Genomic DNA, 16,151 nt, shown 5'->3' with positions numbered 1-16,151 from the left:
TAATTATTAGACTATAATACTGATTCTCCACCTTTTTCTTGTATTACTAACTTGTTATCATACATTTTAATAAACGGGAACCAAACCAGAAATGCTACAGCACCGCAAATTATCGCTACAATAACAGCCATGTAATCTCCCGCTGTACCAATAAATGCTCCTATACCAATTGGCGAAGGCCAAGGTACTTGTGCAATAATCGCATCAACAAATTTTAACTTAATGGCCCAATATCCAATCGAAGCCGAAGCCATTGGTGCTAAGAAGAATGGGATTGCCAAATATGGATTATAAACAATTGGCAGACCGAACAATAATGGTTCATTAATATTGAAAATACCAGGAGCAAGCGATGCTTTCCCTAATATCTTTAGTTGTTGTGACTTAGCTAAAAAGGCAACGAAGAACACTAATCCAATAGTTGCTCCAGATCCTCCCATAATGACAAATGAGTTTGAGAATTCTCCAGCAAACGGAATATTACTTCCCTCTAAGTTTGACTGCATATTAGATAGAACAATAGGCGTTAAGAATGCGCCGATAATATTTGCACCATGAATTCCTACAATCCAAAGGGCATGGATTAAGAAATAAATTACCATGATTCCTAACCAGCTGTTTGTTAAATTCACAACGAAGCTAAATGGAACAGCTACTACTTTAAAAATATCTGTACCTAATGCTACTAGAATACCGTTAATAACTAAGATCACAATAGCCACTAAAAAGGCCGGAATTAGCGCTGTAAAAGATCTAGATACCCCCTCCGGTACTGCTTCAGGCATTTTAATTACCCAATTTTGTTTAACACATAATCTATATAACTGCACGGCGATAATCCCGAGAATAATTGCTGCAAAAATACCTGTAGTACCTAACCGACTCACACCATCACCAACCATCTCCCAGCCATTTACAATGGTTGTTCCATCATCAATTTGATGAATAAGCGAGATTTTTCCGCCATCTATTACGAGCATAGGAATGGTCATAAAGAAGGCAAACATAGATAGTAAAGCCCCATTCAATGGATTTAAATTTAAGTTGTCTTCTTCAGCAATAATTTTCGTATACTCATAACCGATGACAAGGTTAAAATAGAGTGCTAGGATTCCCATTGTTGATTTATTTGCTAACATATACAAGTCACTAATCTTAAAGAAAGTACTATTGAAAAATCCTTCTAAAAAAGTAAGTGTCTGCGGCAATACATTCAATACTAGGAACATAGAACCAACGATAGTAAAGGGAATGGAAGCCATCCCTGCTGCCATTACTGCCCGCACAAAGCGGAAGGAGGCAACTTTCCCCATTGGACCCATGAGATATTTTTCAAAAAGAGCAAATACTTTATTTTCTCCTGACATATAAACTCCTCTTTTCCATGGTTAATTAATAACTTTTTCATATAGTTTAATGCGGCTATAGTGTTTATCTTCATTTAAACTAATTTTGTGCAATCGTTTTAGCATGAAAGCAGCTAATAATATTCCCGAAATTAAAATAGTTAGAATGAACATTCTTGATTCATCTTGATTAATTAAGAACGGATAAAGCAAAGCAAAAGTAGAAGAAAAACAAGCAGGCACTATACAAATTACATTTGCAGCGAGCAATGCCGTAAAACTGTATTTTGTAAATTTAGGATGATGGCTAGGACTGCTGTAAATCTTCACTTGCTCCACAACACTAGCTATCATAAAGAGCAATAATACGAAAGGAATAAAAAACAGCTTTGAATCACTTAGCACCAACGAAATAAACCAATATAAATTGGTAAAAAAGAATAGTGCAGTTACATAACGAACAAGTAAATACCGATTAAAATACATCGTTTTTATACTTTGTTTCTTTCTTTGCTTTTCTAGCAAGGCTCTTTGTTCATAATTCATATTAATCCCTCCTTCTCTTGTTCTTCGCTACTTGCTTCTTCATTTGAGATTTCAACTAATATTAGATACCGCTTTCATTTTTCATAGTGGAAATTAGATCGAACGGACTCCGTCGTTGAAAGGGAAAAACTAGTAGCTTCCTTCTCTTCTATTCATTAGCACCTTAGTTCGGCAGTTCCTGTAAAATTACGTTTGCTAATTTTTCAATTCCCATCGGAATTGGAATATACGCTTGTGGTGGTATGTTAACAACCGGCTTCCCTACACGATCCCCTGTTTCTTTCAGCTTATTGAAATACATCTTTGTTTGCGGGCTTACTAAATATAGATCAAATTCACCCTTCTCAATCATCTTACCGCCTTCATTTGCAGATATAGCATCTAATACAATATCTTGACCTTTTGATTTAAAAAACTCCGTTGTCTTTTTTGCCATTAGTGATGATGACATACCAGCTGCACAAATAATTAGGGCTTTTTTCATTTTATATTCCTCCAATAATTAATAAGATTTTTTGATTAAGGTCAAACAAATTCCCAGCTTAGTTAGGTAGTTTCTTATGAAGTTCTATGAATTCCTTTGCCATATCAACAACAGTCATGGCATTCATTAAATGATCTTGCGCATGGATAAGCAATAACCGAATTTCAAATTTTTCTCCACGAGCTTCCCCTTGAATCAAATCTGTTTGAAAGCGATGAGCTACGCGCATTGCTTCATTTGCTTCATCCAGTTTTTGCTCTGCTAAAGAAAAGTCGCCACTTTTAGCATCATTTATTGCTTCCATTGCTAAACCTCGAGCATTTCCTCCATTTAAAATAATTTGAAAACTAATTTCCTCCAAGTTCATGCTAATCCACCCTTACATAAAAAAGTATGTGCACCATTTCTCCTATTTGCAGTAAAGATAAAGCTAACAGTATGTTCGACTTAATTCTCTTTCGATTGCTAGCTTAAAAGAATGAAAGGCCAATTGAGAATACCAAAAACCATTGTTAGCGATTTCATCTTTTGTTATCAACTGCTTATCTACATACTATACTTAATTAAATTTAAAGTTAATTCAAACTCTTTCCTTTGCGCAACGGAAACCATTACCATAAAAACGGGTGTCAAAAACGGGTGTCAAAAACGGGTGTCAGGCACCACAAAAAGACAATTGTCTTTTTACGGTGCCTGACACCCACTTCTATATATTTTGACAGCAATTCTTTGTATATAAATTTTTAAGAAAAGCAGTCCTAATGGTCCAACAATAATAGTAGAAATGTTTTGAAAATAATAGTGCCACAAGATGGATATCAGATAGCAAAGAACATAGGCAACTATGGAGAAATAAGTCTCTGCCTTTGATACTAAATTACTTTTTAGAAACTCCCTTCTTAATTGATTAAGATACTTTATTGAACACAATAAGATGATTCCTATTGCACAAATATAGATAACCATATTCTCTGCTATAAAAACGACTATACAGAAACCGTAAGAGATCCGGTCTAACTTAGTAGCCGCATTTGAAATTGGTGTATTTTCTATTATTTTCCCCATTTTGTAGAATAATTTTACTTCTGAAATAACATCAATATTATAATGCTCAACTATCCTCTTCATTTGAAGATTCAGTACGTGCGATATAATAAAAAGAACGCCAATAATAATTATCATAAAAATTTGCTCCTGATTTTCTGAGTAATACACATGTCCCAGTGTAAGGAAACCAATAATTCCAATGATCATCATTACTATATTTGCATATATATACTTTTTAATAGCTTTAATCTCTTTATTAAAAGAAAGTACAATATAGCAAGTCAGGATTAGTATAAATACACAAAGAGTTACTAAAAATAAGATCATTTTAAATATATTAGCATCCATGGAATTATATGGAATTGCCAACATAAATGCGAATAGACTTATATAAAATACTAAATGAAGCCTCAAAAGTATTTTCATATATACATAACCTTCTTTAATTAAATTATATGATTCCTTGTGACGTTTATTGTACAATATAGGATGAACGTCTTATCCAAGCTTTACTTTAAAAAACCCCTTTTAGTTGGTATATATGCTTCTCTGGATTTATTTGTGATTGAAGAAGTTATTTTGGCCTTTGAATAATCTTACGGGGAACTTTTTTACGGTGGAAAGTTAAATATTTAAATTCATCATTAATTTAGTATATTATAACATTAAATTAATATAGGAAAGAGCATTGAGTTAGACTTTAATGCTCTTATTACTATTTATATATCTAATCCTAGCCAAGTTCTAAAAAGCCCTGCTTCCTCTCCATCCGCAACTATTCCACTGCCAGGACTTGTTGTAAAAGGTAGCCATTGCCAGTCCTCACACCCTACAAACCCTATTCTTGACCAATTATTGAGGAATTCAATAAAGTTATTTGCCAATATATAACCGTGCCCTTCACCATTATCGTGACTAAGATATACGATTGGGGCATCTTCCTTGTTACTCATATCAAATGCTAAATAATCCCCATTCCCTACTTCACTAAAGGCTAATTTATTATGCCAAACTACATCATATTCATCTTCGGGATCAGAAAAAACATTTTCAATCCACCCCATACGATCTTCTTCACACTGAGAAAGAAGTTCTAAGCTCCAGTGAGGAGTACCAGAGAATATTTCTCTGAATTCTTTTGGTTGCTCCATATTGTCAGGTAAAAGCCACCGCAAACTGAAATTACTTGAGAACTCATTAAGAACCTTCTTGAAACTTGCAGGTAACTTTCTCCCAAGTTGTTCCTCTGTTTTGATTATTTGTTCAAGCGAAGCTGGCTCATCAATAATAACTTCTTGAACCTCTCCACCAATTTCTTTAATCTTAGATGTAATAGCCTCAATTCTATATCTAATTAATTCGTAATCCATTTAATCATCTCACCCTTATCTTAAATATAACATATCAATCATTTTGAATTTTCCGTTATTTTCTAATACTCACGCTAATTTGGTTCTGCCCATCCGGGTCTTATCATATTTCTCTTCAAAAGGAGAAAACGTAAAAATAATTGGGGAATGACGAAAATTCAACAAAGATGGCTAACAAAAAGTCCCAATGTAACAATGCGCTCGTGCGTAAAGATAATATTTATGTATAAATTTATCTCCATCAAAATATCTACCTTCTCTTAATTTGACCTATGTCTTCGGAAATCATGACTTAATGACTTAAAGCAACATTGACAACAAAGTCAATCCAATTTCCCACCAACCTTTCATACACCGTACGTGACCAAAATACATTAGTATTCTTAGCTTCGATGAATAAGGATTTCAATCAATTGGTATATTTAATTCTGAATCATCAATAATCAAATTTTTATACTCTTCATCATTAATAATTAATGCGTTAGCTTCAATAAAGAAATAGTCTTTATCATTAACTTGAAAGTAAAAATTTGTAGTGGAAGATAGTGTTTCTATTGCTTTTAATTCACTATGAAGGCTTTCAATCATTATTTTACCAAAGCCTTGAGGAAAATAGCTTGATTCTGTTAATAATAAATGGGACTCTTCATCAAACTCATTTAGTCTAAAAGTATCATAAGCTGGTTCCTGAAATACATAATAAGACAACACTTGTTTAAACGTAATATTAATCAAATTGTTTTTTCTATCACCCTTTAATTTAAGGGTAATAGTTTCTTTCAGGTAATTAATATTCAAGTCAATAATAGCCAGAGACTCTATTTCCGAAAAAAAATGTTGTAATTTTCTTTCAGTTTTCACTTTATCTTGCACCTATGTTCCCTCTCTTCTTTATAAAATGGTGTCAGGCACCACAAAAAGACAATTGTCTTTTTACGGTGCCTGACACCCACTTTACAATCGTTCTATCAATCTTTCTATTTCCGCCTTTAATACTTCCTTTTTATCGTTATGAAGCAGCTTGATTATATCTTGGAGAAATTTAATCGCTTGATCGTTTTTGCCTTTCTCTAGGTGTTTTTTGGATTGCTTTAATTTATTGCTTAAACTCTTATAAAGACTATCCTTTAATTCACCTGATTCCTTGTACATATCCAGTAATGTTTGAATGGACGTATGATCTGCTTGATACGGTCTAACTAAGAAATGATCAAACTTGGTATTATTATAATTGGATCTTACCCCTACTTTCCCTTGCGTAAAGGCAGTACGGCTATTGTCCGTAAAATTAATCTTTGGTGTCGCCATATCATCCACATATACTTTAATTGTTGTCCCAATCACTTCAATTTTCATATGATGCCAAGCAGCTTGTGGTTCTGTGATCGAGGCACCACCAAGATACTCCCAATTATAATTTTGCTTTCCAAGATGGACGCCGTCCTCATTTATATAGGCCACATATCCTTGCATGAAATCAGCATTATTTTGGCTATACTCAATTCCATTTGCGGGATTATTTACTCGAAAGATGACTCCTCCGTCTCCGGATCCTTCAGCCACTTTAACATCTGCTTCGATAATGTAATCCTTCCACTCTTTTTCACCGATAACTGATTTTGCAAAGGTTTCGCTACTTGCATTGTACTCGCCTATTATTTGTGGCTCTTGTACTTCGATTTCCTCTAGGAATTCAAAATAATAGAAGTCAAATTCACCTTTTACTATTTCTACTTTAATCGTATGCTGTCCTGTTGGTAAGGAAACTTTTTTCTGAATAACGCTTTGCCAATTATTCCAATCGCCAGTGCTAGGGACATCAATAACACCTGTCAAATCAATCGAATCATCAAGCCATAATCGGATTTGACTATCTTTATACGTCGTAGCTACATTTATGGCTAAATCATAGCTACCTTCTTCTGCAATATCGACATTATACTTCAGCCATTCTCCTGTTTGATTCCAGCCAACATTGTAGCCACCTTCCGGATTCACACGGATATCGACTGCATCCTGGCGATACTCCCCGCCAATATTTTCGATAGTATTATCGTGATAGGCAACCCCTTCACCACCAGTAATATAATCTGCCGCCATTATTCTGCCTGGCAGCTTTTTATACTGATCAAATTGGTGGAACATAAATTTCGAAAGCTCAAAGCCACCTTCTACAGCAACTATTTTTAATGTATGCTGCCCAGCTGGCAATGTTATATCCTCTAGTGATACAGTCTTCCAACTGTCCATGCTGCCCGTTTTCGGCAGATCAATTTCTCCCGTTAGATCTAGCTTGTCATCTAACAGAAGCTTTATTTTCGATCCATCCTTTACAGAGGAAACAAGGAAATCAAGTCCATAGCTTCCTTCTTCTAAAATATTCACATCATATGTTAACCATTCATCCGTCTCAATTGAGGTAACTGCATAATCCGCTGCAGCTGTTTTTCGAATGTCCACATCGTCATTACGGTATTGTCCCCCACTATTTCCTTCCGACTTATCATAATAAGCTACATTTTGCCCACCGTTGTTATAGTCTTCCGCTTCAATGAGCCCAGGTAGTGGTCGATGAACATCAAATGAAGACAATTCCATTTTCGTAAAGTCAAATTCCCCTTCTACGAATTCTAGTTTCAAAGTATGATTTCCCTTCGGCAACTTAATTCCATTTTTAATGACAGCCTGCCAATTGTTCCAGCCGCCAGTAGCAGGAACATCAAATACGCCGGTTAAATCTATTTTATCATCTAACCATAGACGAGCCTTTGCACTTGTAAAAGTTGTTGCAGCATAAAGCTTAAGATTGTATGCGCCAGCTTCTTGAACATTTACATTGTATTTCAGCCATTCACCAGTCTGATTCCACCCAACAGCATAGCCGCCGCCTTCTGGATTGGTTCGGATATCTACTGAATCTCTTCTAAATACTCCACCAATATTTTCTGGTGTCGTATCATGATAGGCAACTCCTTCCCCACCAGTATTGTAATAGGCTGCATTTATTACCCCAGGAACCTGTTTATACTCATCGAAATCAATATTTTGCTCTTCAAAAGGACCAACTTTCCATGTCCCCTCGACTTCATCCCATCCTTCAGCATCCCCATCATTAAAGTCGTCATATAATACATCAACTGCTTTATAGCCTTGTACTTTAAAGCTTGAAAAATCAAACGAACCCTTTACCACTTCAATCGTTAGCGTATGCTTTCCTTTTGGTAGTTTCAACTTTTCGATTGAGAACGTTCTCCAATCCGTTGATGGCGGAATACTTACATCCCCCGTTATATCCGACTTTCCATCTAACAAGATCCTTATCTTGGCATCTTTGGAGGATTCGCCAACTCGTAAATCCAGATTATATAAGCCTTCTTCGGCAATATTTACATTATATTTCAGCCATTCGCCTTTTTTATTTGATTCAATGTAATAACTGCCGTCAGAATCGTCAGCAATATCTACATAATCTTGGCGGTAGGCATTAACTGCTTCTTTCCTTGTTTTATCATGATAGGCGACACCTTCACCACCAGCATTATAATGAACAGCCTCAATCGTCCCCGGTAAAGGCTTATACGCATCAAAGACATTGCTGCCGTCAACTTTATTGCTAAAAGCTGTATAGCTAAAAGCTCCATGTACATCTGATGTAGTATAGCCGATGCTGCCAGCTCCAATGTTTAGAACTTCTCTTGTTTGCTTTTGCATGCCATCAACATAGATTCTAAATGTATCTCCCGACCTTTCTACTCTCAATTGGTGTAGCTTTGTGTAATCATAGCCTTCTGGCAGATCTGCATACTCCCAGCCTTGTTCCCCACCATCCACAACAAAATTAGTTTCCAATCGATTATGCTTCGAGCTTAGGACAGCCGTTCCGTAGTTCTTTTCATCTTTATAGGAGAAAACTACACCAAGTCGCGGATTTTCACTCTCCCCTTTTTCTACCATTTTCAGATTGAATTCTGCTGTATATTCCTTATCTGTAGATACCTTACTCACTTGTCGTGACCATTTTGCATCACCCAACTTCTTTTGTTCCAGCCAATTAGAAGTATTTTTCGTGATACTCCATTTCCCTCCATTTACATTTTTCCAATCTGCTCCAAGTTCGGTTCGATTAAATCGATCACTAAAATCCGGTAAAGCAGGATCAGACTGTTTAGAAGTTGTCGGCCCTAACACGAGCATTTTCTCGCCATTCCACGCAATGCGGTCGAAGTTTATGTTACGCCCTGGGTTCGCATGACTATGATAGACGATATAGTCGGAATCAAGGTCTGGTCCTCGCACAACTGTGTTATGACCTAAACCTACATTTTCCCCTTCTGTGTTTAGTAAAAGTGGATTCTGTTCTTTATTCGTTGTAAAACCAACATTAGGAGAATCACTTACTCCATAATCAATACGGTATGCTTTATTCCAAATATGGTTTCCTGTATAAGTCATATAGTATTTGCCATGTCTTTTCAGTACGGTTGCCCCTTCTGTCCAGCCATTCATTTTTGCACCTGTATCCGTTGCCTTGCCAAATTCAGATGGCGTTGGCATGGAGCGTGCATCTATTCTATTTGATCCCGTACTATAAAAATACCATTTGCCGTCATCATCAATAAAAACATGTCCATCAATCCCCATCCCAAGATTATCGGTTTGTTTTTTAAAAGGACCAAGAGGGCTTGAACTTTTATAGACATAATGCCCATTTCCACCTGGAGATGTATACATATAGAAATCGCCATTCCAGTAAACAACTTCCGGGGCATAAGCAGCCTTCGTAGTAGGTTCTTCTGTAACAAGACCAGCATATGTCCAATTCATTAAATCTTCGGATGTCCACGCCTTCACACCGCTTTTATCATCTACGGTACTAACATAGAGATAATAAATACCATTATGCTTTAGAATATATGGGTCCCCTTCTCCATAATACTCTCCGCTATCCCATGTCCAAGATTCTGGTAAATCCATCGGGTTACTGTAGGCAAATGCTGCATACGGTAAAGAGAGCCATAAACTCATACACAGTAATACTTTTACTAACTTCTTCAGGATAATCCCCTCCCCATATTTGTTGAAAACTACCATCTATATAAAAAGGGTATACCTGATCAGTTATAAGTTGATTTTGTACACCCTGGATACCTGTATTCTAGTAAAATACTGCTCTCTTAAATTTTGTTGGATAATACCTTCTCATTGTTTAGAAATCATATAGAAGAGAGAAAAACGATTCATCTAAAAATTATCTACTTAATCTTGTTCTTTTTAAATAAAAACGCTTACAAATATCTTATATTATCCTCATTCGTAAAAATATACTAAATTTAGTATATAATATACCTTTTATACTTTTTTGATAAAAAAAATCCTATTTATTAGCAGAAAAAGGAAAGAACTGCATGGGAGAAAAATGTTAGGAGAATAATTTTCCAACAAAAAAAACTACCATAGTCAGGTAGCATATTCTTTACCTATATTTCATTTCCGGCAGCAAACACCACATTTACTGGGATAAACATTCGTTTTGGATCGTATTCTCCAGCCATTTGCTGCAATAATAACTTCACCGTCTCCTTGCTGCACTGCTGGATATCTTGTTGTACAAAGGTGAAACCTTCTATTCCAGGAAAATCAAAAGTAACCAACTCTATTTGACGGTAAGACTCTTTTTGAACTTCTAAAATAGCACGATGCGCATACTGTGCCAATTCCGCATTCATCGTAAATAAGCTTGTTAGCTTCGGGTTTTCTAATAAAAATTGTTTAATTATTGCAGGCGTTTCCTGAACGGAGATTTTATCAAATGGCAGTGTTAGCCAAAGGTTTTTATCAATTGTAATTTCTTTTCTAAAAAAAGCTTGTTCAAATCCTTTTGCTCTTTCTTCCGTAACCGTGTTTGTTATTAAGGGAGAGATAAGTCCAATCTGTTCATATCCTTTATCCAACAAATAAGAAATAGCCGCAAACGTTCCTTGAGTATTTTCGGAACTGACACTATAGGTAGAAATATTTTTCATATATCGGTCAATCAATACGAGAGGAAACTTATCTAGCGACAGTCGAAGAACTGCCTCATTATACATTTCCTTTTCTGCCGGAAAAATAATAATTCCTTCCACACCAATCACACGAAAAGTCTCAATAGCTTCCGCTTCTTTTAGTTGTGATTCTCTAGAAATCTTAATGACTAAGTTATACCCTTGCTCCGTCACATATTGTTCAAGAAAATTGACAAAATCCTGCTCCACCTTTGTCTTCATCGTTGGAATAATTAACCCAATCAACCCACTTGAAGTTTGGTTTCGTGCCATTGAACCTGTAAAACTACTTTCAATAACAAACGTCCCTTTCCCCTTAATCCGCTCCACAATTCCTTGATCCGCTAAGCCAGCCAACGCATTCTTGGTAGTAATCTGGCTTACATGAAATTCATCCATTAAATCCTTCTCAGAAGGAACTCTATCTCCGACTCTCCATTTCCCGTCCTTTATTCGCTCTATAATCTTATTTTGAATCTGCTGATATAATGGTTCGTTTTTAATTGTACTCATCCTCCAGCCGTTTTTGTGTGTAACTAATGGAAAATATATATCTACTATACTAAGTTTGGCGTGAAAGATGAAGGGGGATGATTCTTTTGGGTCTCTAAAAAATTCTCCCTATAAGTCGATATTAAGGTATAGAAAAATATTTCCAACAGAAAGAGGCAGATTATGTTTTTAGATTTTTTATTTAAAAAGAAAAATATTAAAAAAAACAAGAAAGAAGGTCCAATCAACGTAAAAAATAGAAACAACTCCACAACCAAAATAGAAAACAATCAATCTGCTGTTAGAAAAGGGGAACTCGGCGAATACAAAATTGATATTCAACTATCCCAGCTACCTAAAGATTATATGTATTTAAGTGATATATTCATTAAAAATCCTAAATCATCAACGGGATATTCCCAGATTGACCATGTCATCATAGCTCCTTATGGTTTATTCGTCATCGAAACAAAGAATTATCAAGGAACCATTTATGGAGGAAAAGATAGAAAAACTTGGTTAATTAATGGTAAGTTCAAAATGATGAATCCTATAATGCAGAATTATGGTCATATTCAAGCCCTCAAAAGTTTTATAGAAGCGAAATATCATCCATACTTTATTTCAGTAGTTTCCTTTACAAAGAGATGCACATTTAAAATAGAGGAAGAATTGCGTAAGATTAGTTCTACTGAATTGGTCATTTACGATGTTGAATTAACTCAGTTTATTAATAGAAAGGTTGCTGTTCTTAAATTACAATACCCAACCCCCCTTTTTCTAAAAAGTGAAATGGAGATGATCTACAATTCCCTTGTGAATGCTAATATTACAGACGCTGCAATTAGAAAGCAGCATATAGATATTATCGAAGAAAAGAAGAACATCACTGACAAAAAAGAAAAGGAAAACACGTGTATAATCTGTCAGAAACCCGTATCAGATAAAGTAAAATCATTCTGTTTATCTAATAAGAAGTTCCAAGGAAAAATTTATTGTTATGAGCATCAAAAAAGTTTGTAAAACAGAAGTTAATATCCATTTAGATAATAGAATCATAATTCTCATCTAAATGGATAATTAAGTACAAAAATAATTTTATTTTACTTAACTTCAACTTCCCAACAATGAAGATATCAAAGATGTTACAAATTTTTGAATATGCCTCCTACCCATTCTTTAATAACTTTCCTTCTCCTCAGCAATTTTGATATTTCCATATGTCTTTTCACTATATACGCTTTCTCTCGTCAAACGAGTTCTAAAATACTCTTCTAATTTCTTGTCAGTACAAAAGATATAACAACCTTTTTGTCCTCTGGTCATTAATGTGCGATACGTGTTACGAATAATTTTATCTGCTATTTCTCGAGCCTCTTCAGGAGATTCTTTAAGCATTTTCTTAATCCCCTTCAGTGATTGATCTGTTTTTGCTCTTTTTGTATAATCCGTTATAACTTCTCCATTTTCATATCGTAAATCATCACCAATTATAACTCCAACATAATCAAATTCTAATCCTTGACACGTATGTATACATCCTGCTTCATGCACAGAATTTTCATCAATAGCCCATGTTGTAGAGCTATCCAAGTTCCAGCTGATTCCGAAATTATGCTCTTCAATTTTAATATCATGGAAGTTGGAATTCATCCGATTATCCTTAGGCCATTCCCAACAATATCCGGAAACAATTCTAGATTTGTTATTGATTTTATTTTTCTTCTCCATTTCTGCTTTCATTTCATTTAGATTAGAGAAAAAACAGGATGAATTAATTTGTCTATAACACAATTCCTAAACTCCATTATTACTTGATGTGAATGGATTCACACGTCAAATTAAGGTGGATTTTATGCCAAAAAATACTTTCTTTCGTTTAGATGAAGCAAGGCGTGAAGAAATATCTAATTAATTCAGCCATAAACAACGAAATGATGACTTCCATAGCAATTTCAACAAGTAAAAATATAGGTTTTTGAAAATTTCAGCGAACATGCTTATAATTTATAGTCTCTGTATACCTTGAAATTGCTTATTTGCCCATGCAACATAAGAAGGGTGTGTCTGAAGTAATTCTTCATGTTTTCCAACTCCTGTAACATGTCCATACTCAAATACAATAATTTGATCCGCATGTACAACTGTCGATAATCTATGTGCGATTACAATGGTTGTACGATCTTGCATCAAATAATGCAGTGCCTTTTGGACCTCATGTTCTGAATCACTGTCCAAGCTTGCGGTTGCTTCATCTAACAGCAAAATATCCGGTTGTCGCAACAAAGCACGAGCAATAGCTATACGCTGGCGTTGTCCGCCTGATAGCTGAATTCCTCTTTCTCCTACCTCTGTTTCATACTTTCTTGGTAAAGCGTCAATGAAATCATGGGCATATGCAAGTCGGGCTACATTCATCATCTCCAACTCACTCACTTCGTCTTCTCGCCCATAGATAATATTTTCTCGGATTGTACCTGATATAAGAGAGCTTTCTTGAGACACATAACCAATTTTTTTGCGCCAATCATGGAGAGAAAAAGAATCGATTGGCGTATCACCCCAATATATGTTTCCAGTTTCCGGATCATAAAATTTCTCAATAAGCGAAAAAATGGTTGTTTTTCCACTTCCGCTAGGACCAACAAAAGCAGTTACTTTACGATCTGGTATCGTAAAAGAAGCATTTAGCAGGATTTGCTTATCTCTTTCATACCCAAAACAAACCTCGCGAAACTCTAAGATGTTATGCTTGTCCGGCATCACATCCTTTTTGTTGTCAGCTTCGAGGGGCTGTTCCAAGATAAGCCTTAGCCTCTCTGTTGATCCCATTACTTTTTTTAAATTCGAAAAAAATGCTCCAAACTGTTCAACAGGCATCATAATTTGAAACAAAAGTAAGATATATGCTACAAGTTTCCCTGCAGTAAGAGCTCCCGAAGAAACACGCACTCCGCCATAACCGATAATTACAACTAGTAGCACAATCATAATTAATGTCATCAATGGCATCAGTACTGCATTAACCCGAGCTTCTTTCATTTCCGATTGAAATAAATCATCCATGTTAGCTTCACCGTTTTTTAATTCTTTTCTCTCCGAGTTAGAAGCCTTAACCAGTCTCATTTCCCCAATGATTTGGGACAGCGTCGAGGATAGTGCTGCCAAATGTTCCTGTAAACGCACGGAATTTTCATACATCTTATTCCCCATCGGCATCATTACACCTAAACTAATAGGTAATACCAACATAATGATTAACGTCATTTGCCAATCCAAATAAAATAACATGGCCACTGCACCAATAACTGTAATCAAGTTGGAAATAAAGTTGATGAAGTGATCGGTAATGAGTGATTTAATCTCATTTGTATCGTTTGCGATGCGACTCATAAGATCCGCAGAGCGGTAGCGATCAAAAAAACTCATCTGTAAATGAAGCATCTTTTCCCAAAGCTGTTTACGCAATTGATTGACCATTCTATTTCCGACATAAGCTAACAGATAGTATGAGAATCCACTTGATACGGCTTGCAAAATAAAGATAAAGACAAGCTGTATAATCGTAGTGGCATTTATTAATTCCAAACGAAATTGGTCAATTATTTTTCCAGTAGCTATCGGAACAATCAACCCCACAAATGAACTGATAATACTTAAAATAAGGGCTATGCTTAGAACCAACTTGGGAACTTCTGTAGAAAATAAAAGCTTCGCTAAATAGCGTAGACCGGTTTTATTTAAAGAGTTGTCACGATCGCGAACATTTGTAAATTTCTCTTGATTGCTCATAATTACTCCTTACTATATTTTTTTAAATTTTATACTTGATACCATTAAATAGGAAAAAGCAAATAATGAAATCACCGATATAAGTGTTAAATTAATCGTGCTTGGTGCAAGCACCGAGTAAATGGACAGAATAAAACCTGCCACGGTTATTGGAATTCCACTAAAGATACCCTCAAACTCTTTGACATTAAATCGTGCTAATCTATATGAACCGCTGACGACGTATAACAATAGAGCAACTATACCTACAAGTCTCAGCATGCCAAGATCATCAAAGTTAAATTTAAAATAAACAAGTAAAGCTGGAGCAATCCCAAAGGAAACCAAATCGGACAAGGAATCTAATTCTTTACCGAATTCACTGCAAACATCTAATCGTCTAGCGATTCTTCCATCATATCGATCTATAAATGCTGCAATAATAATATATATGGCACTTACGAAGTAATTTTGATTAATAACCTCAACAATTGAAAGCACCCCCAATGACAAATTTACAAAGGTAAGCAGATTGGGAATATTTTTTATAAACATAGATTCTCCTAACTAATAATGAATTTTATTATGACTCCCTATTATTGATATTTGGTAATCTGGTTAAATTGTTTTCGCCTGTAATCTACCCTCTCCTATTTGCTTATGATATATAAGATTATGGGAGATTTCTTAAGATGAGGGGTTCATAATTCTTAAGAATTCTTAAGTCGCTTGGTATTTACATTTTATGGGTAGCTAATTTAACAACTTGTTAGTACAACTGAATGATAAATGGAAAAGGAGCATTGATATGAAAAAAATAATAAAAGCAGACCATCACAACCGGTCTGCTTTTATTGATTATATAATTCTTAATGCCAGGATGCCGATAAGCCATCACCCCGAACGCTCCATTTGCAATCTTAACCAGATCGCCGTCCTGTTGCTTCACCACGGTTCTGTCCCTTATGGATTTATTTTCTCAATTGTTTTTCTTCTGTATATTTTTCATCATGGATCCATATACCCACTTTGAAGCTATATACACTACATT

12 protein-coding genes and 2 pseudogenes are annotated in these 16,151 nt (G+C 35.3%); 1 reads left to right on the top strand and 13 read right to left on the bottom strand.

The genetic code is table 11. The annotated features are described in order from the left end of the window. Positions 1 to 11 precede the first annotated feature (11 nt). The 9 genes from celB to NX902_RS04675 form a co-directional block, all read right to left on the bottom strand. Complete coding sequence (gene celB / locus NX902_RS04715) at positions 12 to 1,367, bottom strand: PTS cellobiose transporter subunit IIC (RefSeq protein WP_095333501.1); 1,356 nt, start codon at positions 1,365 to 1,367, stop codon at positions 12 to 14. A gap of 21 nt (positions 1,368 to 1,388) precedes the next feature. Then, complete coding sequence (locus NX902_RS04710) at positions 1,389 to 1,892, bottom strand: hypothetical protein (RefSeq protein WP_095333499.1); 504 nt, start codon at positions 1,890 to 1,892, stop codon at positions 1,389 to 1,391. 163 nt (positions 1,893 to 2,055) lie between these two features. Then, positions 2,056 to 2,376 (bottom strand): PTS cellobiose transporter subunit IIB, encoded by a 321-nt coding sequence (locus NX902_RS04705; RefSeq protein ID WP_095333496.1) that lies wholly within the window; start codon positions 2,374 to 2,376, stop codon positions 2,056 to 2,058. Between the two features lie 58 nt (positions 2,377 to 2,434). Further along, a complete protein-coding gene (locus tag NX902_RS04700; protein ID WP_047943303.1) occupies positions 2,435 to 2,743 on the bottom strand; it encodes a PTS lactose/cellobiose transporter subunit IIA in 309 nt (102 codons plus the stop codon). A 317-nt stretch (positions 2,744 to 3,060) separates the two neighbouring features. Then, positions 3,061 to 3,849 (bottom strand): hypothetical protein, encoded by a 789-nt coding sequence (locus NX902_RS04695; protein ID WP_095333494.1) that lies wholly within the window; start codon positions 3,847 to 3,849, stop codon positions 3,061 to 3,063. A 293-nt stretch (positions 3,850 to 4,142) separates the two neighbouring features. After that, positions 4,143 to 4,793, bottom strand: a complete 651-nt coding sequence (locus NX902_RS04690; protein WP_095333492.1) for an SMI1/KNR4 family protein — start codon at positions 4,791 to 4,793, stop codon at positions 4,143 to 4,145. Between the two features lie 405 nt (positions 4,794 to 5,198). Then, positions 5,199 to 5,666 carry a YxiG family protein gene (locus NX902_RS04685; protein ID WP_172859253.1) on the bottom strand — a complete coding sequence of 156 codons (468 nt, stop codon included), beginning with the start codon at positions 5,664 to 5,666 and terminating at the stop codon, positions 5,199 to 5,201. Between the two features lie 81 nt (positions 5,667 to 5,747). Beyond that, positions 5,748 to 9,818 carry a carbohydrate-binding protein gene (locus tag NX902_RS04680; protein WP_341160577.1) on the bottom strand — a complete coding sequence of 1,357 codons (4,071 nt, stop codon included), beginning with the start codon at positions 9,816 to 9,818 and terminating at the stop codon, positions 5,748 to 5,750. Between the two features lie 452 nt (positions 9,819 to 10,270). Continuing rightward, positions 10,271 to 11,350 carry a GntR family transcriptional regulator gene (locus tag NX902_RS04675; protein WP_123259933.1) on the bottom strand — a complete coding sequence of 360 codons (1,080 nt, stop codon included), beginning with the start codon at positions 11,348 to 11,350 and terminating at the stop codon, positions 10,271 to 10,273. A 162-nt stretch (positions 11,351 to 11,512) separates the two neighbouring features. Between NX902_RS04675 and NX902_RS04670 the strand changes: the two genes are divergently transcribed. Beyond that, positions 11,513 to 12,352: a nuclease-related domain-containing protein gene (locus NX902_RS04670; protein WP_095333483.1), complete on the top strand. Its 840-nt coding sequence runs from the start codon at positions 11,513 to 11,515 to the stop codon at positions 12,350 to 12,352. Positions 12,353 to 12,508: 156 nt separating this feature from the next. Here NX902_RS04670 and NX902_RS04665 read toward each other — a convergent pair. The 4 genes and pseudogenes from NX902_RS04665 to NX902_RS25795 form a co-directional block, all read right to left on the bottom strand. Continuing rightward, positions 12,509 to 13,090 (bottom strand): annotated as a pseudogene (locus NX902_RS04665) (DNA/RNA helicase domain-containing protein); the annotation flags it as partial. 246 nt (positions 13,091 to 13,336) lie between these two features. Next, on the bottom strand, positions 13,337 to 15,121 hold the full coding sequence (locus NX902_RS04660; RefSeq protein WP_341160576.1) for an ABC transporter ATP-binding protein: 1,785 nt from the start codon (positions 15,119 to 15,121) through the stop codon (positions 13,337 to 13,339). Positions 15,122 to 15,133: 12 nt separating this feature from the next. Beyond that, positions 15,134 to 15,655: a CDP-diacylglycerol--serine O-phosphatidyltransferase gene (gene pssA / locus NX902_RS04655; protein ID WP_341160575.1), complete on the bottom strand. Its 522-nt coding sequence runs from the start codon at positions 15,653 to 15,655 to the stop codon at positions 15,134 to 15,136. A 301-nt stretch (positions 15,656 to 15,956) separates the two neighbouring features. Beyond that, a pseudogene (locus NX902_RS25795) lies at positions 15,957 to 16,071 on the bottom strand (protein rep); the annotation flags it as partial. Positions 16,072 to 16,151 lie beyond the last annotated feature (80 nt).

The sequence above is a fragment of the Niallia sp. FSL W8-0954 genome, assembly GCF_038005605.1.
GTDB classification, from domain to species: Bacteria; Bacillota; Bacilli; order Bacillales; family Cytobacillaceae; genus Niallia; species Niallia circulans_A.
The sequence above is the reverse complement of the archived record's forward strand: the minus strand, read 5'-3'. Positions and strand labels throughout refer to the sequence as shown.